This is a genomic window from Carnobacterium mobile DSM 4848, assembly GCF_000744825.1.
Classification (GTDB): domain Bacteria; phylum Bacillota; class Bacilli; order Lactobacillales; family Carnobacteriaceae; genus Carnobacterium_A; species Carnobacterium_A mobile.
In genome coordinates this window covers 313,947-334,726 of the sequence record NZ_JQMR01000001.1, presented here as the reverse complement: position 1 = coordinate 334,726, position 20,780 = coordinate 313,947, and the positions used below count along the sequence as shown (strand labels likewise).

Annotated in this window: 20 protein-coding genes and 2 tRNA genes; 3 read left to right on the top strand and 19 right to left on the bottom strand. The window is 35.4% G+C overall.

Annotated elements, in window-relative coordinates; all coding sequences use genetic code 11:
• Positions 1-224 precede the first annotated feature (224 nt).
• Positions 225-1,610 (top strand): ISNCY family transposase, encoded by a 1,386-nt coding sequence (locus tag BR87_RS01530; protein WP_035027841.1) that lies wholly within the window; start codon positions 225-227, stop codon positions 1,608-1,610.
• Positions 1,611-1,768: 158 nt separating this feature from the next.
• On the opposite strand, the gene BR87_RS01525 is transcribed toward BR87_RS01530, so the two are convergent.
• The 11 genes from BR87_RS01525 to nrdH form a co-directional block, all read right to left on the bottom strand.
• Positions 1,769-2,377, bottom strand: coding sequence for an alpha/beta hydrolase (locus BR87_RS01525; RefSeq protein WP_035027837.1), 609 nt, complete (start codon positions 2,375-2,377; stop codon positions 1,769-1,771).
• Between the two features lie 780 nt (positions 2,378-3,157).
• Positions 3,158-3,724, bottom strand: coding sequence for a CDP-alcohol phosphatidyltransferase family protein (locus tag BR87_RS01520; protein WP_035027835.1), 567 nt, complete (start codon positions 3,722-3,724; stop codon positions 3,158-3,160).
• A 141-nt stretch (positions 3,725-3,865) separates the two neighbouring features.
• On the bottom strand, positions 3,866-4,609 hold the full coding sequence (locus BR87_RS12530; protein ID WP_051929616.1) for a hypothetical protein: 744 nt from the start codon (positions 4,607-4,609) through the stop codon (positions 3,866-3,868).
• A gap of 57 nt (positions 4,610-4,666) precedes the next feature.
• On the bottom strand, positions 4,667-5,782 hold the full coding sequence (locus BR87_RS01510; protein WP_035027829.1) for a hypothetical protein: 1,116 nt from the start codon (positions 5,780-5,782) through the stop codon (positions 4,667-4,669).
• Positions 5,783-6,344: 562 nt separating this feature from the next.
• Positions 6,345-6,433, bottom strand: a tRNA-Ser gene (locus BR87_RS01505).
• A 139-nt stretch (positions 6,434-6,572) separates the two neighbouring features.
• On the bottom strand, positions 6,573-6,872 hold the full coding sequence (locus BR87_RS01500) for a hypothetical protein (RefSeq protein ID WP_035027827.1): 300 nt from the start codon (positions 6,870-6,872) through the stop codon (positions 6,573-6,575).
• A 174-nt stretch (positions 6,873-7,046) separates the two neighbouring features.
• Positions 7,047-7,952 (bottom strand): DUF975 family protein, encoded by a 906-nt coding sequence (locus tag BR87_RS01495; protein ID WP_035027824.1) that lies wholly within the window; start codon positions 7,950-7,952, stop codon positions 7,047-7,049.
• Between the two features lie 439 nt (positions 7,953-8,391).
• Complete coding sequence (gene nrdF, locus BR87_RS01490) at positions 8,392-9,354, bottom strand: class 1b ribonucleoside-diphosphate reductase subunit beta (RefSeq protein ID WP_035027821.1); 963 nt, start codon at positions 9,352-9,354, stop codon at positions 8,392-8,394.
• Between the two features lie 17 nt (positions 9,355-9,371).
• Positions 9,372-11,549, bottom strand: coding sequence for a class 1b ribonucleoside-diphosphate reductase subunit alpha (nrdE, locus tag BR87_RS01485; RefSeq protein ID WP_035027818.1), 2,178 nt, complete (start codon positions 11,547-11,549; stop codon positions 9,372-9,374).
• The gene (gene nrdI / locus BR87_RS01480; protein WP_035027816.1) at positions 11,542-11,907 is read right to left on the bottom strand and encodes a class Ib ribonucleoside-diphosphate reductase assembly flavoprotein NrdI; all 366 of its coding nucleotides are present in this window, start codon (positions 11,905-11,907) and stop codon (positions 11,542-11,544) included. Before nrdI ends, nrdE begins: the two co-directional genes overlap by 8 nt.
• On the bottom strand, positions 11,904-12,137 hold the full coding sequence (gene nrdH / locus BR87_RS01475) for a glutaredoxin-like protein NrdH (RefSeq protein ID WP_035027814.1): 234 nt from the start codon (positions 12,135-12,137) through the stop codon (positions 11,904-11,906). Before nrdH ends, nrdI begins: the two co-directional genes overlap by 4 nt.
• Positions 12,138-12,609: 472 nt before the next feature.
• Between nrdH and BR87_RS01470 the strand changes: the two genes are divergently transcribed.
• Positions 12,610-12,683, top strand: a tRNA-Arg gene (locus tag BR87_RS01470).
• A gap of 282 nt (positions 12,684-12,965) precedes the next feature.
• Here the strand turns inward: BR87_RS01470 and BR87_RS01465 are convergent.
• The 7 genes from BR87_RS01465 to BR87_RS01435 all read right to left on the bottom strand — a co-directional run bounded on the left by BR87_RS01465 (position 12,966) and on the right by BR87_RS01435 (position 19,922).
• The gene (locus BR87_RS01465) at positions 12,966-13,226 is read right to left on the bottom strand and encodes a hypothetical protein (RefSeq protein ID WP_035027811.1); all 261 of its coding nucleotides are present in this window, start codon (positions 13,224-13,226) and stop codon (positions 12,966-12,968) included.
• Positions 13,227-13,361: 135 nt separating this feature from the next.
• Positions 13,362-13,754, bottom strand: coding sequence for a MerR family transcriptional regulator (locus BR87_RS01460; protein ID WP_035027808.1), 393 nt, complete (start codon positions 13,752-13,754; stop codon positions 13,362-13,364).
• 401 nt (positions 13,755-14,155) lie between these two features.
• Complete coding sequence (gene glnA, locus BR87_RS01455; protein ID WP_035027806.1) at positions 14,156-15,496, bottom strand: type I glutamate--ammonia ligase; 1,341 nt, start codon at positions 15,494-15,496, stop codon at positions 14,156-14,158.
• A gap of 204 nt (positions 15,497-15,700) precedes the next feature.
• A complete protein-coding gene (locus BR87_RS01450) occupies positions 15,701-16,951 on the bottom strand; it encodes a methionine gamma-lyase family protein (protein ID WP_035027804.1) in 1,251 nt (416 codons plus the stop codon).
• Positions 16,948-18,195 (bottom strand): GTPase HflX, encoded by a 1,248-nt coding sequence (gene hflX, locus BR87_RS01445; RefSeq protein ID WP_035027802.1) that lies wholly within the window; start codon positions 18,193-18,195, stop codon positions 16,948-16,950. The genes BR87_RS01450 and hflX overlap by 4 nt, the downstream gene beginning before the upstream one ends.
• 30 nt (positions 18,196-18,225) lie before the next feature.
• Entirely contained in the window at positions 18,226-19,167 is a 942-nt protein-coding gene (miaA, locus tag BR87_RS01440; RefSeq protein ID WP_035027799.1) for a tRNA (adenosine(37)-N6)-dimethylallyltransferase MiaA, read from the bottom strand.
• A gap of 11 nt (positions 19,168-19,178) precedes the next feature.
• The gene (locus BR87_RS01435; RefSeq protein WP_211249960.1) at positions 19,179-19,922 is read right to left on the bottom strand and encodes a glycerophosphodiester phosphodiesterase; all 744 of its coding nucleotides are present in this window, start codon (positions 19,920-19,922) and stop codon (positions 19,179-19,181) included.
• A gap of 152 nt (positions 19,923-20,074) precedes the next feature.
• Here BR87_RS01435 and BR87_RS01430 point away from each other — a divergent pair, with 152 nt between their 5' ends.
• Positions 20,075-20,305 (top strand): helix-turn-helix domain-containing protein, encoded by a 231-nt coding sequence (locus tag BR87_RS01430; RefSeq protein ID WP_035027796.1) that lies wholly within the window; start codon positions 20,075-20,077, stop codon positions 20,303-20,305.
• 63 nt (positions 20,306-20,368) lie between these two features.
• Here the strand turns inward: BR87_RS01430 and BR87_RS01425 are convergent, their stop codons facing one another.
• Positions 20,369-20,761, bottom strand: a complete 393-nt coding sequence (locus BR87_RS01425) for a rhodanese-like domain-containing protein (protein ID WP_035027793.1) — start codon at positions 20,759-20,761, stop codon at positions 20,369-20,371.
• Positions 20,762-20,780 lie beyond the last annotated feature (19 nt).

Here is a 20,780-nt window from a genome sequence, read left to right as displayed (position 1 = left end):
AAGGCCTCTTTCAATTATGTATTTGCCGGTCAAGCATACATTTATGATAGAACGCCTTCTTTCTTTTTGCCAGTAAAAAATAATAATATCTCGAGAACTATTTTACACATACAACAAGCGGTAAAAATCTGCCTATCATTCGAACGTGATAATGTCCTAAGTAGGTCGAAGCATAAAATGTCCCAAAATGATAAAATAAACTCATGAAAAGGATCATGCTAACGATGAATGAAGATAAAAAATATAAAGTAATAAAAGCTGTGGCAGAAAAAAGAAAGGAAAAAAAGAGAGCTTGTGTTGAACTTGGGCTCTCGACGAGGCAAGTCAACAGATTGATTCAAGACTATCAAAAAGGAGGAAAAGCTATTTTTTCACACGGTAACAGAGGAAAAACGGCTAAGCACGCTGTGCCAAAGGAAACAAAAAAACAAGTGGTCGAGCTCTATCAAAGTTTTAAGATACAGCCTAATGTGAAGCATTTTACTGAAATTCTGAAGGAGGATTATGACATCTGTTACACCGATACGACTATTCGTCGTATTTTATATCAAGCGAATATTTTATCACCTAAAACCCAAAGAAAAACGCGTAAGAAAATAAAAGCTCGAATCAAAGCTAAATCGATGAAAGGAGAAAAAAAGGCTGAGAACCCATTGGTTCCAAGAGCCGAAGATCAAATGGAGTTACCCGAAAAAAGCCATCCCAGCCGTCCTAGAAAGAAATATCAGGGGGAGCTTATTCAAATGGATGCCAGTTCCTATAACTGGTTTGGTAAAGAGGTGACACATCTTCATTTAGCTATTGATGACGCTTCTGGTAATATCGTTGGGGCTTATTTCGATACGCAAGAAACACTCAAGGGTTATTATCATGTGCTCAATCAGATTCTAACGAAACAAGGCATTCCCTTAGCTTTTTTGACAGATAAACGAACGGTTTTTGAATACACATCAAAAGCCATGAGAGCGGTTGAAGAAGATACATTTACCCAGTTCGGGTTTGCCTGTCATCAACTCGGTATTGAGATTAGAACTTCATCTATTCCACAAGCTAAAGGACGTGTAGAGCGCTTAAACGGGACTGTTCAATCGCGACTTCCTGTAGATTTAGAATTAGCTGGAATACAATCTATTGAGAAAGCCAATCATTTTTTAACGAAATGGGTTAGAACTTTCAATAAGAAGTTTGGTCATAAAACGAAGGAATCCATTTATGAAAAGGCACCAACTAAATCTGAAATCAATTTGTTATTAGCACGAGTAGCGAATAGAAAAGTGGATAGTGGGCATCATATTCGTTATCAAAATAACTACTACCTGCCTACGGAAGGTAGTGAAGATAAATACTTCACACGAAAATCAAAGGTGCTAATTATCGAAGCGTTTAATGGAGATATCTATGTAAATATAGCTGAAAAAATATACACAACAAGGAGACTGAAAGAGCATGACTATTACTCAAAAGAGTTTGATCCGATTCCAGAGCAAAAAAAAGAAAGACGCCAGTATATTCCCCCACAATCTCACCCGTGGAAACTAGAATCTTTCAAAAGATATCTTCGCAGTGTCGGAAAAACACTCGAAGAGTACGAAGCTGAACAAACAGCTTAAGGCTAATTTTAACAAATTCAGTCACATTAATGCAAGCTTTTGCGAAGTAAAAGCTTGCATTAATGTGACCCTTGGTTTTGGGACATTTTTACTTTCGCTTGACACTACGAAACAAGCGGTAAAAATCTGCCATCATCTTCAGCCAGAAGCCCCTTCTTTCAATTGAAGCGCTTGGAGTACCATTCGGCAGCTGCCATGATCTCTTTTTGCGTCAATGAGTGTCCATGATCGTTCCATTCTACCGTTACATGTGCTCCCGCTTTTTCAAAGGTTTGCTGCAATTCTTTACTTTCTTCTGGTGGACACAGCGGATCATTTTCTCCTGCCCCGATAAAAATGGGTATACCAGATAAGTCAGGAAGTTCTTTATTTCTTAAAGGAACCATGGGATGATGCAGCAAAGCTCCCTTAAAAACTGCTTGATAATGATACAACAAACTAGCAGCGATATTGGCTCCGTTTGAGTAACCTAAAGCCACTACGTTATTCACATCAAATTCGTATTTTTCAGCTGCTTCATATATAAATTCATATAGGTTTTTCGTTTCTGATAGCAAACTTTCTTCATCAAAAACCCCTTCAGACAATCGTTTAAAAAAACGTGGCATTCCGTTTTCTATAACATTTCCACGAACGCTTAAAATCGAAGCCTTTTTATCAATGATTTCTGCTAATGGCACTAAATCCTCTTCATTTCCTCCTGTTCCATGGAGCAATAATAAAGTTGGTCTGGTCCGGCTCTCGCCTTTTTTAAATAAATGGATCATTCCTTCTCCTCCTTCTTTTCATTAAACAGCTACATTTCTTTATCGAATTGTGTTGGTCATGCTTAATAATGAAATTTCCTCCGGAATTTACGCGTCTGCTTGCAAGAGCCATGGGAACGACTGGAGCCTTACATGTCTCCAGCCTTTCAAGCCTCAAACGAAGCCTAACCGCTTCGTAATTCGCATTGAATCCTTTACATGGCTGCAAGGAGCCGCTATTCCTCTGAAAATTTCAAGTTGTGGAATAGACTCATTCTTCTTATCAACACTAAAAATAATAGAACCTAAAAAAGAAGGGCTCTGCTTTCGAGCCCTTCTCCTCATTTTGTAGCTAGTCCCATTTTATTCTGTTTTGTCTAGCGCTTTTTCTGCCGGACTATTTTATTTTACATCTCTAAATAGTTTGTGTTTTATCTTTTTTAATTAAGTTGCTTCTTCTTGACTGTTCAACCAAGGGAACTTAGCCACATCATGAAGTCTTTCGGACGATTCTATTTTTGACTTGTTCCATTTGAGCTGATGTTTGTCAAAATAGAACCATCTGTTCGTTAATAACCCATTTCGCGGTTATTAACGTTAGAGTCTTTCTGCTGACTCTAGAAAAGAAGACATTGTACCTTGTCCTTCTTTTCACTACTATAGTACCATGGAACCCCTTACTAATCAACTGAATTGTCTTAAAACCCAGAAGGAAAGTTGGTTGTATTCTAATGTTGAAAAAATAAAACTAATGCATGTTACTAACCTTCAAAACAACACGTTTATTCTTCCATTCTAATATCATCTTTTTGTTGCCTGATACATTTGAATAAATATTTTGCCGTAGAGTATAAACGACAAACTTAAAAAGAAAGCAGTGATGCTGATTAATAGACTCGCTTGAGAAGTAGCAATTGTTGGGAAAGCAATTAAAAAAAACATGCAGATGTAGAATACAGCCGTTGAAAGTTTTCCATACCACTTAGCCCCATCTAGTTTCGTTCCTCTGCGTAAAAGAACAAGGTTACAAATTCCCATGAATAATTCTTTCGCTACAAATAACAATATAATTGACCACATCCATTCATAACGAGTCAACAAACAAAAAATAATTGCTGCTTGGGTAATTTTATCTGCCAATGGATCTAAAAGCTTGCCTACTTCAGAAATTTGCTGATATTTACGAGCTATCCAACCATCTAGCAAATCAGTTAAACCTGAAATTAAAAGAAGTAGAGCCGCATAATAATAATGAATTGGTTCAGTTGATTTTAAGTAGGTTAAAACAAAAAGCGGAACTAATAATAAACGGATGCAAGATAAAATGTTCGGAATGGTTACCCATTTGTTTCTATTGTATGTCGACATTATTAATCAACTCCTTTTTAAAGAATTCTTATAGCTGAAAAATATATTTCCTTCTATTTCAAAAAAAGAGGTCAATGATCTTTAATCACTGACACTCTTATAAAAAATTTAGTTTCAATTAGCTTGGTCTTCCTATTTTAGCTAATTTTTGGCTTCTTCATAGTCAAATGAATCAATAGAATAAACCATTTCACTAAAATCTTTTAAATCATAAAAAATATCTTCTTTTTCTTTTGGAATGTCTACATATAAAGGCATGGCAGTATTCGGCTCAAGTATACCGAACTTATCTTCAGTAAGAGAAAGGGCCTTTTTATCTAAAATAACTTCATCTGAAGTATTGCTGAAACTAATGGACATTTGTATATTAGTCATTGAAATTTCTGTCAAATTAACTAAGATAAAAATTGCTTGTGTTTTTCCAGTTTCATTTAAATACATCCCCGTAAAGTGAATGGCTACATCATTAGGGATACCAATAGAATCTGCGCTTTTTATTCTAGTTTCAATTTCTTGCAAGACAGGATCTGTTTCGAGTGTAAATCCATTTTCTATATCCGATTTTTGAGGAACTAATGGTATCTCATTTGCTGTTTTTTCTGTTTCACTTGAAGAACCACCTTGAGATTCCCTTAAGTTTCCGCCTGCACCTGCTCCTTCAGAAGAATCTTCATTAACTGTGCTTGATTCCATGATCGACTCCTCAGAAGAAACTTCTGATTGCGTTTCAGAAGAGCTAGATTCTTTTACAGCCATACTTTCACTTGATACTGCCGTCTTTTCAGAGGCAGCTGAGCTGTTAGTTGAATCATTCCCCTTATTCCCTACCATATCACATCCAGCCATTAAAAATGCTGCTCCTATAATTACCATCCACTTTTTCATATTCTGCTCCTCCTTTTTAATTACCTTACCCTCTTACCCTCATGTCATTCCTTCTTTTTAATTCACTTTTTCATAATGAAAATTTTCTATACTTGTTTGGATATTTTTTTCCGTAATGGATAAAAATAATTCTTCCTTACCTGCTGGGACTTCCATAGTCATTGGGATAACCGTAAAAGGTTCAAAGGTGCCAAAGACTTCTGAGGATATACGGTACTGTTCACGGTCCCAGACCTTTTCTCCATTTTTATTTCCATAATTAAATATAAAACTTAAATTTTCCATCGTGGTGTTTGTTCTATTAATAATAAAAAAATAAGCTAATAATTGATCCTCTGATTTTTCATGTAATTGAGAGTAAAGAACCGTCACATCATTTTCAAACCCTATGGATGGATTTTCATCCACTAATTGTTTGAGATTAGCCATTAATTGATTGTTTTCAATAGTTTGGCCTTTATCACTATTTTGTTTAGGTATCTTAAAAGTTAATTCATCTTCAGAAGTGGCAGGTTCTTTTCCTGAAGAATCTGTATTATTATCAGCTGTATCGTAATTGAAAGTATCTATCTTTTCAATTACTTGTGCAGCATCAATTTCCTTGAACGCCATTTCGTTTTCAGGTTCAATTGGAAAGTACATCGGCATAACGGTATTGGGCTCTAATGTGCCAAATTTTTCTTCTGACAAGGCAAAAGCTTTCTGGTCAAAAATGAGTTGCCTGTCGATTCCTCCGAATGTATAAGTAAATTTCATATTTTTCAAAGATTTATCCGTTCGATTAACAATGAAAAAAATACCAGCTAAATTTGAAGTCTCTCCAAACGTCTGACCAGAATATACAATTGTTATATCGTCTTCAAATCCCATATCTTGATTTTCATCTACAATTTTTTGTAGCTTTGCCAAGGTTTCATCATTTTCAATAGTTAACCCTTTATCTGTTTCATCATTTTGTGGAACAAATGTAATTGGCTCTTTTTCTTGTTTATTTTCAGCTTTAGTCGTTACACTAGAAGCAGTAGCAGTAGACTGTTTTGAATTAGATTCACTTTCCGTTAACACAACAGAAGTACTTTTCTCTTCGCTTTTTTTATCACTATTATTGCCTATATAATCACAACCTGCCAATAGCACTATCGCTATTCCTAAAACCAAAACCACCTTTTTCATTTTTCTCTACCTCCTTTTCGCTAAAGCTTAATGTGGGTAGGGTTGTGTTCACTTATTAAATGGTCAACTAATTCGTTATTTCCCATGTTTTTTCCTTAAGCCTAGGAGAACAAATAAATTTATAATAATGGCCACCTCTCTTTTGAATTTCGGCTAAGTTAAAAATGATTACAAAAGGCATTTTTCACAGATGTTTTTAATTACAACTTTATTGTACCTTAATTTTTTGTTTATACAAAACGTTATACTCTACCTAAAATTACAACATTCTTTTAATTTTACTTTAAAAGCTTATATTATCAGCTTTTAATCCGTTAATAAATAACATAATTCTTCCTGCAGCTATTTTTATCTAGGCAAACGCCAGTTTTTTGTGAGAGTTTTATTCATTAAAACTTCATAAAAATCAATGGGTCACTCTTTTTCAATTTATCTGACTTAAGAATAATGATGAACCTATCCGATATTATTCTACTTTTTTATCTGTCGTTGTTAAAAATACGATAAAAAAACAAGACTCTAAAATGAGAGTCTTGTTTTTTGATTAGAACATTATTTTATACGGAGAGTAAGGGATTTGAACCCTTGCACGAATTGATCGCCTAACGGTTTTCGAGACCGTCCCCTTCAGCCGGACTTGGGTAACTCTCCAATTCAACCTTTTTTATTATAATACGAACTATAATGAAAAACAATTGCCTTTAACTAAATGCATTGTTTTGTGATTAGAAAACTAACCTCAAAAAATCAGAATGGAACTTTTCTCCATCCTGACGGTTTTCATTTCTTTTTATTTTCTTTTTTCTTCTTCCACTGTTTGTTCAGGTATATCACCCGGCTCTTTTATTTCAGGAGCTGTTGGGTGGTCAATAGGATCTTTACTGATATCTGGAATAGTCGGCTCTTCAAAAGGTTTATTATCTACTTTTGGAGCTTCAGGCTGATCAATTGGGTCTTTCCCAGGTTGTTTAATTTCGGGCTCATCAGGACCAGTTGGGTTGACTCCAAACCCAGGAGCTGTTATTTCTTCAGAAAAATTAATCGTATCGAAATCATCAGGTTGCTGATTCTTCTCTTGTTTATCTTTCATGAAAATTCCTCCATTCTCACTTTTATCCATTCTTCCAATGACGGTTGTCTTTCTAAAAACAGTGTAGCAAAAATAGAAAAGAGAACCAAAACATATGCTTTTTACGATTCTTTAGTTCCTTTTGAAAAAAGCGAACTGTTGGAAAAAATACAACAGTTCACTTTCTTATTATTACTAAAATTCGCTTTCGTCTAATTGATCGCCTTCATATTCTTCATCGTACACTTTATTAGCAGCATACTCTTCATTAGCAGCGTTTAAAGACTCCTCATTCAATTGAGACGGTCCATCCGTTAAGTCACGGTAAAAAACTTGAGCAGCTGTTGTTTGGTACGGTCGAATATAGAAGGAAATTGCAATAGTATACAGCAGTAAACCAAGAAATAAGAGAACAAAAACCCATACTAGTCCTCCATCATTGAGAGAACTTTCATTTAATGAACGTAAACTTCCTAAGAGAAACACAACAAATACGATTAAAGGAACCACTAACCAAAGATAGATAGAAAGTTGCAGAATGAACAATTTCCATTTTTTACCTTTCATTAATTGACGACTTTGGTCTAAAGCGTCCATAATTGAAATATCTGGATCGTCTTTTAAAATATTCAAAGCTTGACTATAACTGTATGTTTTAATAATTCCAGGAATAATCAATAACAAGGACCATAAAACGATTAAAATATTCATCACCAATATTAACCCTAGTATTTTCCAAATTCTTTTTTTTCTAAACGTTTGAAACATGGATTCTACTGTGAGCTTAGCCCCGTCGACCATATCAAGGATGCTCCAGTTGTACCCTACATTCAACAGTCCTGAAAGCAACCCGATGAGAAAACTAACTAGCCCTGTCAATAGGCCAATTCCTGGCGATAAAGTGACTGCTACATTTGTTTCATAGGTGCTGGTACTAATCATATCCGGCAAAGACAAGAAACTGCCTGCCCCTATCACTGAAAAAATCGCTTGGCTCATGATGCCAGTTAAAACAGAAATAATAATGAGATTTAAAATAGCTACTTTCCAATTTCCTTTTAACTGTTGTTTAGCTCTTTTCTTGATCGCTCTTATATTCATACCTTCTCCTCCAATGAAATCTACTTTTATACTCTCTTCTTCATTACTTTAATCATAAACGTTTAAAGAAGGTTTCTCAAATAATTTCAATTGCAGCTGCCTTTGTTTAGTTATTCGCGCTAGTCGTTAATGCTCCGTTTTCCCTCTTGTCTACTGTTATACTACTTTACAAGTTTTCAAAATATACTTTGAGGTAGGCTTTGCTGAAAAACTTGCTGCTTTAGCAGCTTATGCCGAAGCTGTTGCAGCTTTAGCTGGTTATGTCGAATAGTATAAAGCTCCCATAGCGAGACTTCAGGTTCTTATTTGTCTAATTTCCGAAAGACAGGCTAGTCCGCTAAACATTGAGGTAGAAAAAACTTATAATCCCTCTTCTATAAAAAAAATACCCATCAGCTAAAGACACGCTTTAACTGATAGATATTCTTAATGTTGTACTTTAAACAGTCCACTTTTCATAGTCTTCACTTTCCATCGACTCTACCATCCCTACTAGGTAACCATTGCCGACTTGTGAAAAGAAGTCATGATTTGAAGTCCCAGTTGAAATTCCATTCATAATAACCGGATCAACGTCATTAGCTGTATCAGGGAATAAAGGATCAAAACCTAAATTTTGCAAAGCTTTATTCGCATTATAGCGCAAGAATACTTTTACGCGTTCAGTCCAGCCGATTTCATCGTATAAATACTCTGCATACTTAACTTCATTTTGATACAAGTTAAACAGCAATTCATACGTCCAGTTTTTTAATTCTTCTTGTTCACTTTCCGGAAGTTTGTTGTACCCAATTTGGAATTTATAGCCAATGTAAGTACCATGAACAGATTCATCGCGTAAAATCAACTTAATGATTTCAGCTACGTTTGGTAATTTATTATTTCCTAAATAGTGTAAAGGAGCAAAAAAACCTGAATAAAATAAGAACGACTCTAACATCACACTAGCCACTTTACGTTGCAAATCAGTGCCGTTTTGATAAATACCATTAATGATATCTGTTTTTCCTTGTAACAAGTCATCTGTATTGATCCATTGAAAAAGATCTTCAATTTCTGATTTAGAATTCAAGGTACTGAAAATAGCACTGTAACTTTTGGCATGCATGGATTCCATGAATTGAATATTATTAAAGACTGCTTCTTCATGTTGCGTCCGTATAGAGTCTTTCAAGGATTCGACACCATCTTGTGATTGTAATGTGTCTAAAAGCGTTAATCCGCCTAAAACTTTAGCCAGCATCTCTTTTTCATTTTTAGGCAGACGAGCCCAGTCATTCAAGTCATTCGATAACGGAATTCTCGTATCTGTCCAAAATTGCTCCACTAATTTTTCCCATGTTAATTTATCGATCATATCTTCTATTTTATTCCAATTTATTGCATCGTATTGTTTTGTCATATTTACATTCACCCTTCTTAAATACTGCAACTTTCGCAAGCATTTGAACCTATTTCTTCTGAATTTTCCGTAAATGTACGAATGTAGTAAAGAGATTTGATTCCTTTACGCCACGCATAATGACGTAAAATATTTAGGTCACGAGTCGTTTGTTTAGTTGTCCGGCCCTCTTTCCATTCGTACATACCTTCTGGGAGATCTGAGCGCATAAAGAGTGTCAAGCTCATCCCTTGGTCAATATGTTTTTGTGCTGCTGCGTATACATCAATTACACGGCGCATATCGATATCGTAAGCGGAAGTATAATAGGGCAATGTTTCATTAGATAAGAATGGTGCTGGGTAATAGGTTTTACCGGTTTTCTTTTCTTGTCGTTCTTCAATCAAACGGGTAATCGGATGCAAACTAGCCGAAGTTTCATTAACATAGCTGATAGATCCAGTTGGAGCTATGGCTAAGCGATTTTGGTGATACAAACCGTCTTGCATAACCGCTTCTTTCAACTCTTTCCAATTTTCTTTTGTAGGCACAGCAAGATTTTCAAATAAACTTGCTACTTTATTGCTTGAAAAGTCGTGGTCTTTCTCAGTATAGTTATCGAAATACTCGCCAGTAGCATACTTTGATTTTTTAAAATTATGAAAAGTTATTCCGCGTTCGCGAGCTATGCGGTTACTAGCAACCAGCGTGTAGTAGTTCAACATCATAAAATACGCATCCGTAAATTCAATCGATTCTGGTGAACCATACTCGATTTGATTCAAAGCTAAAAAGGTATGCAAACCCATTGCTCCAAGCCCAATAGTATGGTATTTGTCGTTTCCATGTTTGACTGATGGAACTGCTTCAATACTGGATTGGTCTGTTACCATTGTCAAAGCACGTACCATAGTATCGACAGACTTACCAAAATCAGGAGATTTCATTAAGTTGACAATGTTCGTAGAACCTAGATTACAGCTGATATCGGTGCCTAGCACCTCATAAGTTTGGTCATCATTGATCAGCGAAGGTTCTTGGATCTGCAAGATTTCACTACACAAGTTACTCATCGTAATCGTTCCATAAACGGGATTTTCACGGTTAGCGGTGTCAATATTAATGATATACGGGTAACCAGATTCTTGTTGTAATTTAGAAATTTCGTTTTCTAACTCACGCGCACTGATCTTAGATTTACGAATTTCTTCATTGTTAACCATATTGTCGTACTCTTCAGTGATGTCTACATACGCAAACGGTCTGCCGTAAATGCGTTCAACATCATAAGGACTGAATAAGTACATTTGCTCATCATGAGCTGCTAGCTCATAAAACTTGTCTGGTACAACTAAACCAAGAGATAGTGTTTTAACCCGAATTTTTTCATCAGCATTTTCTTTTTTTGTAGATAAAAAAGAAACAATATCTGGATGGAAAACATTTAAATAAACTGCTCCGGCACCATTACGTTGTCCCAATTGATTTGAATAGCTGAAACTATCTTCCAATAATTTCATAACTGGAATAACGCCGCTTGAGGCATTTTCTATTTGCTTGATTGGATCGCCAGCAGCTCGCAGGTTTGATAAGTTGACGCCAACTCCTCCGCCAATACGCGACAATTGAAGCGCACTATTGACTACGCGTCCAATGCTGTTCATATCATCGGTTGCTTGTATCAAGAAACACGAAACCAGCTCACCACGCCGTTTACGTCCTGCATTTAGAAACGTTGGCGTAGCCGGTTGATACCGCTGATTAACAATTTCATCAGCAATGGTACGTGCTAATTCTTTATCGCCATCAGCTAAATACAAAGCATTGAATACGATTCGATCTTCGTAACGTTCCAAAAAACGTTCCCCATCATTCGTACGTAGAGCATATTGTGTATAAAATTTAAAAGCTGACATAAATGAACGGAAACGAAACTTCCGGCTATAGATATCTTCAAATAATTCTTTAATAAATGAACGATCGTATTGGTTTAAAAACTCTTCTTCAATATAATCTTCTGCTATTAAATAATTCAATTTTTCGTCTAATGTGTAAAAGAAGACTGTATTGGGATTAACATATTCTAAAAAGTAAGCACGAACTGCTTCACGGTCTTTGTTAAGAGGGATAGAGCCATTGACAGGACGGTTCAATTCATTATTCAATTTAAAATAAGTAACCTCTTTTGGTTTAGTTGCTAATACGGGTTTATCCAAGGTCTTTCACCGCTTTCTTTAATTTTTGCACATCTTCATCATTTCCTTGAAATTCAAATGTATGCAATAAGGGAACGTTATATTCTTTTGCTAAATCTTTAGCTGTAAAAACAAATAAATTTCCGAAGTTCAGATTGCCGCCGCCAGCGACTCCTTTAAAGTAATTTTGATTTTCTCCAGTCTCAATAAAATCATTTATGATTTCAGTTGCTTCTACCTCATAAGTGGGAACAACTACAATAAAGGGTTCATGAATTGAAAGATATGGATTCGTTGGGGTGATTTCCAACAAATCCATATCTAATTTTTGTACAAATTTTCTAGTTTGTCCGGTTAAAGACAAATAAACTACTTTCATACTAATTGATCCAACAAGTCTGGGCGGAACCCGTTGAACGCTTCTTGTCCTTCAATTGTAATGACTGGCACTGAACTGAACCCTAACTCTTTTACTTCTTCTAATGCAGCTTCTGATTCAAAAATATCTTTAGTAACGTACTCAACACCCTTATCGTCTAGATATTTTTTAGTAAAATTGCATTGCATACAGTTGGGTTTTGAATAAACCACTATTGTTTTATTGTCCATTCTCATTACTCCTTTGATTTAAACTATTGGTATTAAAGCTGCTGACACTTTACCTAAGAGCAGCTTCCTTCTACTCTTAATATACTACACAACATCTTGTCTTTTTACAATCATAACATACACCATATATAGACTAATTTTTATATTCACAAGCTAAGTCATACTATATATAGTATGACTTGTGAAAGAGAAAAAAGCACTTAAAAACCTTATTTGTCTCTATTCTTCTCTACTTTTCTTTCGTTTTTTCACAATGCTTCTTTAGAAAAATATTTCCTCTATTTCACAATTCTGATAGGTAAAACTTAAAAACACGCTTTTTTTGTCCTTTAGACCAAAGAGGTTCAGTTAAGTTAAAAAACACAAATAAATTGGTTTTGTGAAAAAAGTACATACTTTCAAAAGACAAATGTAAAAATAGCATTGACTTTTTATTCATTCTCCCATATAATAAATTCTGTTGCTAAGAGATGTCTCAGTAGCTCAGCTGGATAGAGCATCCGCCTTCTAAGCGGACGGTCGGGAGTTCGAACCTCTCCTGAGACGTAATTTAGGTTTTATGTTTTTTGTTTAAAAATAGAAACACCTCTCAAAAATGGCTATATGCCGCTATTTTTGAAAGGTGTTTTCTTTTTTTGTTTTTTTGTTCCTTTTATTGGTTTTGATAATAAACTTGCCATAGTTTCGGAATAAAATACCGTTATCTTTTTCTCATCTTTATTTTCAACCAAAGTAATGAATACTCATTTTTATTAATAAAAATACATTAAAAGATTAAAAGAAGCCTAACCCAACAAGTGGACAGGTTTCTTTTTTAAAATAAAAATTTTATGCTTTTTCTTGGTATTCTAATGACTCAGGCCAAAATGTAACTACTTCGCTATCAGAGTCTCCTCTAGACAGAAAAGCTTCTTTTCCTGAACCTTTGTCTGCTTTAACAGCCAATACGCCTTCATCATACAACTGTTCCACTACGTCTATTATATCGCCATCTTCAAAAGTACCTTTAAGGCCATCAATTTTTTCTTTTATTCCATCGTTACTCTTATAAATAGATAGGATTTCATTTCTCAATTCTTCTTGATCCAATGTCATCTCTCCTCTTTTATTTAGTAACATAATTATACCAATTCTTGAAAAGGGTTTCAATTTGTAGCACTTAAAAACAAAATAGAGCAGCTGAACCCATTTGCTCTATTCGATCAGCACAAACTTCGTACAATTTTAATATAGCTGATTAGGGTCAATAAACTGATTAGTATTTTTGGTGTTTAATCCACTAATAGATAAAAATTCTGAATGCAAAATACGTCTGACATCTTCATCTGTCATAGCAGTGGTATTTTTTTGTTCTAAATCAACAGGATTTAATTTTTTCATTTCATAAATATGTTTAATCCCGGCCATATTGATTCCTTCAGATAAGAAATCTTTAATTTCAAGAAGCACATCAACGTCATTTAAAGAAAACATTCTTCTATTTCCTTCATTTCGTTCAGGTTGAATCAACTCTTGTTCCTCATAGTAGCGGATTTGCCGTGCTGTTAAATCGGTCAATTTCATGACTGTACCAATTGTGAAAACAGCCATTGAACGACGAAGCTCTTTTTCTTTCATTTCAGTCCTCCTCTTCATTACTTTTATAGAATAGCAAGGTTCTTTTAAAGTGTCAACAAATACTTATACTAAATGTCATATCATCTCACATTGCCGTTTTGAATTAATATATACTGGCTTTTTTTACTAAAATCTTATTGTCTTGAATCTAGACCAATCATTTTGGAATAAATCATTTTATTTGCTTCATCAAACTTAAGAAAAGCGGGACAAGCTCACTCTGACTCGAAAGAAATTTTGGAAAGTAGCACTGTTTGAGGGACTGAGCACTAGACATTGAATGCAGAAAAACTTATCATCTCCTACTATATAAAAAAAGAATTACGCATGTAAGCACGTAATTCTTTTTTAGTTACACTCTTCTTATTCTTCACAATCGGAATGTAAACTCATTTAATTTTTTAATAGAGAGTCATATATTTTTCTTGTTCCCATTCAGAAACTTGTTCTCGATAAGCTGCCCATTCCACTTTTTTAGCTGTCATAAAACTATTATAGATATGCGAACCAAGTGCTTCTTTGACTACTTCATCTTTGCGTAAATATTTTAGTGCATTATGCAATGTAGATGGTAAATCAATAATTCCTTTTTCATAGCGTTCTTCACTCGTCATTCGGTAGATATTGCGGTCAATGGGCTCAGCAGGTACCATTTTATTTTTAATTCCATCTAAACCTGATTTTAGCAAAACTGCTAATGCTAAGTAAGGATTGGCACTAGGATCCACACTACGTAATTCAAAGCGGGTCGATAAGCCACGCGAACTTGGTACACGAATTAAAGGTGAACGGTTATGTGCGCTCCATGCAACATAAACAGGTGCTTCGTATCCAGGAATCAATCGTTTGTAAGAATTAACAGTGGGATTACAAATAGCAGTAAATCCTAAAGCATGCGACATAATACCAGCTAAAAAGTGATAAGCGACTTCGCTTAATCCCAGTTCATTGGTTTCATCATAAAAAACATTTCCTTCTTCGTTGAACAAAGACATATTGAAATGCATTCCTGATCCGCTGACTCCTTCTAACGGTTTTGGCATAAAAGTAGCATGCAAACCATGTTCTCGAGCAACCGTTTTGACAATTAATTTAAAGGTTTGAATATTATCACAAGCTTCAATAGCATCTGCATATTTCCAATCGATTTCATGTTGTCCAGGAGCTACCTCATGGTGACTGGCTTCAATTTCAAATCCTAAATCTTCTAAATGCAAAACTATTTCACGCCGACAATTTTCACCTAGATCTGTTGGTGCAAAATCGAAATAGCTTCCATCATCATTTAATTCAAGCGTTGGTTTTCCATTTTCATCCAGTTTGAATAAGAAAAATTCAGGCTCTGGTCCTAAATTAAATTGAGAAAAACCTAGTTCTTCCATTTCTTTCAAGACATGTTTTAAATTAGTGCGGGGATCTCCGGCAAAAGGTGTATCATCAGCATTATAAATATCACAAATCAAACGGGCTACTTTGCTTTTTTCATTTCCTACTTCCCATGGGAAAATCAACCAAGTGTCTAAATCTGGATATAAATACATATCACTTTCTTCAATACGGACAAAACCATCAATTGAAGAACCATCAAACATCATTTCATTGTTCAACGCTTTGTCTATTTGACTGATAGGGACTTCAACATTTTTGACGGTGCCGTCAATATCTGTAAACATCAACCGTAAAAAACGTACATTATGTTCTTTTGCACTGGCTTTGATTTCTTCTTTTGTGAATTTTTTCATCGTCTTAAAATTCTCCCCTTTGTGAACTAGCTAAATTTTTATTTATTCTTCATTCATCACTTTAACAAGGCCAATTTAAATTGTCAAAATTTTTATTACATGGGAATGTTACATATCCGTGGGTTGCAATCTTTTTTGAAACAAAAAAAACTACTTATCATCTGTCTAAAATCAGACCGATATAAGTAGCTTTTTTTACTCATACTAAAAAAATAATTCTGCAACAGCTGAACTGACAGCTAGTTTAACATGTTCATAAGTTAGACCGCCTTGTACATACAAGGTATAAGGCGGTCGGATAGGACCATCAGCCGTTAATTCGATACTGGATCCTTGAATAAAGGTTCCCGCTGCCATAATCACATCATCTTCATAACCCGGCATATAAGCTCCTACTGGCATCACATGAGCATTAATAGGAGAATATTTTTGAATCGTTTGAGCAAATTGAACCATTCTCCCTTTATCATTTAAAGAAATGATTTGGATTAAATCCGTCCGCTCATCGTTCCATTTAGGCGAACTCTCTACTCCGCAAGATTCCAGTAAAGCTGCAGTATAGACTGCGCCTTTTAAAGCTTCTCCGACTGTATGAGGTGCCATAAAAAAGCCTTGGTACATTTCTTGCAAACTATATAAAGAAGCTCCTGCTTCCCGACCAATTCCCGGAGAAGTTAAGCGGTATGCACATGCTTCAATCAATTCTAATTTACCTACAATATAACCGCCTGTTTTAACTAGACCGCCACCTGGGTTTTTAATCAGCGATCCTGCCATCAGATCTGCCCCAACTTCAGTAGGTTCTTTCAGCTCAACAAATTCGCCATAGCAATTATCAACAAAAATAATCACAGAAGGATCAATTGATCTCACGAATTGAATCATCTCTTCAATTTTTTCAATAGTAAAAGACGGACGACTGGCGTAACCACGAGAACGTTGAATGGCTACTACTTTGGTTTTGGCTGTCATTTTGTCTTGTACAGCTTCAAAGTCCACACCTCCATCTGGTAGTAAATCAACATGATCATAACCCATTTGATATTCTTTAAATGAACCAATACCTTCTCCCGTAACTCCTACTATTTCTAATAATGTATCGTAAGGGGATCCAGTAATATACAACAGATCATCTCCTGGACGCATTACACCAAATAAAGCCGTAGCAATTGCATGTGTACCGGAAATGATTTGCGGACGTACCAACCCAGCTTCTGCTTTAAACACATCAGCATAGACTTCTTCTAATGTATCACGGCCATAATCATCGTAGCCGTAGCCGGTTGACGGATTAAAATTTTGCTCCGTAACTTTTTTGTCTCTAAAGCTTTTTAATACTTTATATTGGTTAAATAAGGCAACCTCATGGATTTGTTCATGAACCGGTTTGATTTTTTCTTCAATTTTTTTTATTCTTTCAACTAGCTCTGGTGTAAAGTGATTGTTCCAACTCATTTTAATTGATTCTCTCCATTCCATTTTGACTCTTTTTTTGCATAGCCTTTAACAAGATAACGGTTTGTTTCCTCTTCATAGGTTTCAGCTGTTACTAAAGTTTCTTGTTTTAGTTGGACAAGCTTTTGACCTTCTTCTACTCCTACTTCAATTTGATAAGGAACCATGATTTCTTGCATTTGATTCGTAATTTCCTCTAATAAAATTTCAATATCTGCTGGATCTTTAGCAGAAATCAATAAATTCGGATATAAACTCGGGAAAAACAATCCATCTACTAAATCTTTTTTATTGTAAACAGTCAACATGGGAATATGATCCATTTCTAATTTTTTTAGCAGCTCTATTACCGTTCTTTCATGTCCTGCCATATTCTCTGCAGAAGCATCAACTACATGCAGCAGTAGATCAACACCACGCGTTTCTTCCAATGTTGATTGAAAAGCTTCGATTAATTCTGTTGGAAGATCTTGGATAAATCCAACCGTATCGGTTAATGTTACAGTAGTTCCTATTGGCAATACTAATTTACGTGTTAAAGGATCCAATGTGGCAAATAACTGATTCTCTTCAAAGGTCTTTGCTTGAGTTAAAGCATTCAATAAGGTAGATTTTCCCGCATTGGTATATCCCATTAGCCCAATTTGAAAAACTCCGCTTTCTCGACGGTGTATCCGATTGCGTTCCCGATGCTTTTCAGTATCTTTTAAGGCTCGCTTAATATCGCTGATTTGATTTCGAATATGACGGCGATCTGTTTCTAGTTTCGTTTCTCCAGGTCCTCTTGTGCCGATGCCGCCGCCTAAGCGAGATAAATTGATGCCTTGTCCAGCTAAACGCGGCAGCATATATTGCAATTGTGCTAGCTCCACTTGCAATTTCCCTTCTTTGCTTCGAGCACGCATTGCAAAAATATCCAAAATCAACTGAATTCGGTCAATGATTTTCACATCACTCACTTCTTGAATATTCCGAGTTTGTCCAGGTGTCAATGCATGATTAAAAATCACTACATCCGCTTCAGTTTCTTCTATCAAATGTGACAGTTCTTCCAATTTTCCTTTGCCTAAAAAAGTGCGAGGATCAAAACGCTCTCTTTTTTGCGTTAACTCTCCCACAACTTTTCCCAAAGCAGTTTCTGTCAACAGTGATAATTCATTCAAAGAATAAGCAAAATCAGAATCTGTTTCAGTTGTTTGAACACCAACAAGTACAGCTTTTTCTTGTTCTTTTTTTGTTTCCATCACAATGACCTCCTTTTCCTTTGGATTTTTTCATTGTCCTTGTAAAAATTGTTGGACCTCTTCAACTAATTCTTTTTTAGATTCCGGTTGTTTTACTAAATCCCACCAACTGATATCCGGCAGCCGGTTTCTGAACCAGGTTAATTGCCGTTTGGCATAACGCCTTGAATTTTGCTGAATAGCAGCAATCACTTCGTCTAGAGAAGCTCTCCCTTCAAAGTAAGGCTGCCATTCTTTATATCCAATTCCGCGTGCTGCCTGTGCATTTTGCAGTTGCTGTTCAGCTAACCAACGAGCTTCTGATTCCAGTCCTTGCTCTATCATAAGATGCACTCGTTCATTGATGCGATCATACAAAATGTTCCGTTCTGTCGTTAATCCTATTACTTTCATATTATACAAAGGTTCTTTCATTTCCCGTTCATTTTGATAAGAAGAAAATAACTGCCCTGTCACATGGTAAACTTCCAGTGCACGAATAATGCGTCTGACATTATTCACATGGATTTTTTCAGCAGCAGTCGGATCAAGTTGTCTGAGTTCTTCCCATAAGTAGTGCGAACCGTGTTCAGCGGCTTCCATTTCTTTTTGAGCTCGAAAAATTAAATCATTTTCTCCTGAACCGCCTAAACTTATATCATATAGTAAAGATTCAATGTATAAACCTGTCCCTCCAACAATAATCGGTGTTTTACCTTTAGCACTAATATCCTGTATTAGTTGCCTTCCTCTTTTTTGAAAGTCAGATACAGTATAACTTTCTGAAACCTCTACTTCATCAATCAAATAATGAGGTATCCCTGCTTGTTCTGTTAAAGAGGCTTTAGCAGTTCCAATATTCAGTTTTTTATAAATTTGCATGGAATCCCCGCTGATAATTTCACCATTAAACTGTTTCGCTAAAGCAATACTTAAGCTGGTTTTTCCAACAGCAGTAGGACCAACGATGACGATAATAGGTAGTTTAGTCACATTTTTCTCCTTTAGGGCATTGTTTCCAATTTTTTTCGTAAAGCAAGAGCTTTCTCGGGATAATCCGTGATAACACCGGCTACTCTCTGATTAAAGCAATATTCCAATTCCTGACTTTGATTGATTGTCCAAAGGCGGACAGCCGTTTTCACTTCATCGGTTAACGTCTTTTCTCGGAACCATAATAAGCTAGGATGCCACATGGTTACCATGATATCGGTATCCAGTACTAACAGATCCCTTCCATTTTTTTCAAATAATAATGCAATCTCGACCGCAGGATTCAATTTTTTTAAACGAATAAGCGTCTGATAGTTGAAACTTGAAAAGACAAGTTTAAATTGGATTTCCTTTTTATCTGTTAATTCCATCACTTTCTCTTCAATACCCGGATAAATATAATGATCTGTTTTAAGTTCAATATTCAATGTTCCTTTAAATTGACTATCAATCAAAAAATCAATCACTTCTTGTAATGTCGGAATACGGCAATCTGTATAATCTTCACTAAACCAACTGCCTGCGTCTAACCGTTTTAATTGTTGCAGCGTTAATTCTCGAACCAAACCTTTTCCATTACTTGTGCAATCTACCGTTTCATCATGGATGACTACTAATTCATGATCCCGGCTTAAATGTACATCCAGTTCAATTCCATCACTTCCCACACGAACTGCTTCTTCAAAAGCGAGCAAAGTATTTTCTGGATGAGTTCCTTTACTGCCTCTATGAGCAAAGACTTCTGTTTTAATCATAATACCCTCCACTTATTAACGTTAACGTTTTTATTATAACATAGTCCTCTAATGATTCATTATTTTCATCTTTGAAAATAATGGGACTTTCCTCGTATTTTCTTAGAAAATAGCGTAAAATAAATTATATCAAAAGAACGGAGGTGTGTCAGATGTATCTCACGCTTGAAGAAACAGCAGAATATCTGGATCTTACGATTTCAGAAGTTTACCGCCTTGTTCGTGAAAAACAAATCCGCACCGTATCCGATGGTGAAGATCTTTTAGTCAATAAAGACCAATTTAACCTTTATTTAAAATCATTAGAAAAATATAAAGCAGAATTACTTGATTACTTGAATGAACCACTGCCAGAAGATAGCGACATTAAAGATGAAGATTAATAGGAATATGGTTACTGTAAATAAAAAATCGCCTCTCAATTGAGAAGCGATTTTTTTATTTGGTTATTTTTTCTTTGTTTTACCTGTCCAATCGCGGTAACCGCCTTTAAGACGATACAAGTCTTTATATCCTGATTTACGCAATTTAACAGCTGCTCGGCCGCTTAAAGATTTACTATGATCATAAAGATAAACCGGTTGATCTTTTCTGATTTCAGCCATCCTTGTTTTAAATAGCGAATAAGGAATGTTTCGAGCGCCCAAAATATGTCCAGCATCAAAATCTGCTTTTTCGCGAACATCAATCAGTTGAACTTTACGCATATTTTTTTTAAATTCTTCTTCAGTCAATTCAACTGCCGCACGTTTCCGATTGAAATATTGATATAGCTCATAACCGCCCCACACTATAATAATAATCAATAAAACGGTGTTTAGTAATACATTACCATTCAATTCAAAATACCCCTTTCCT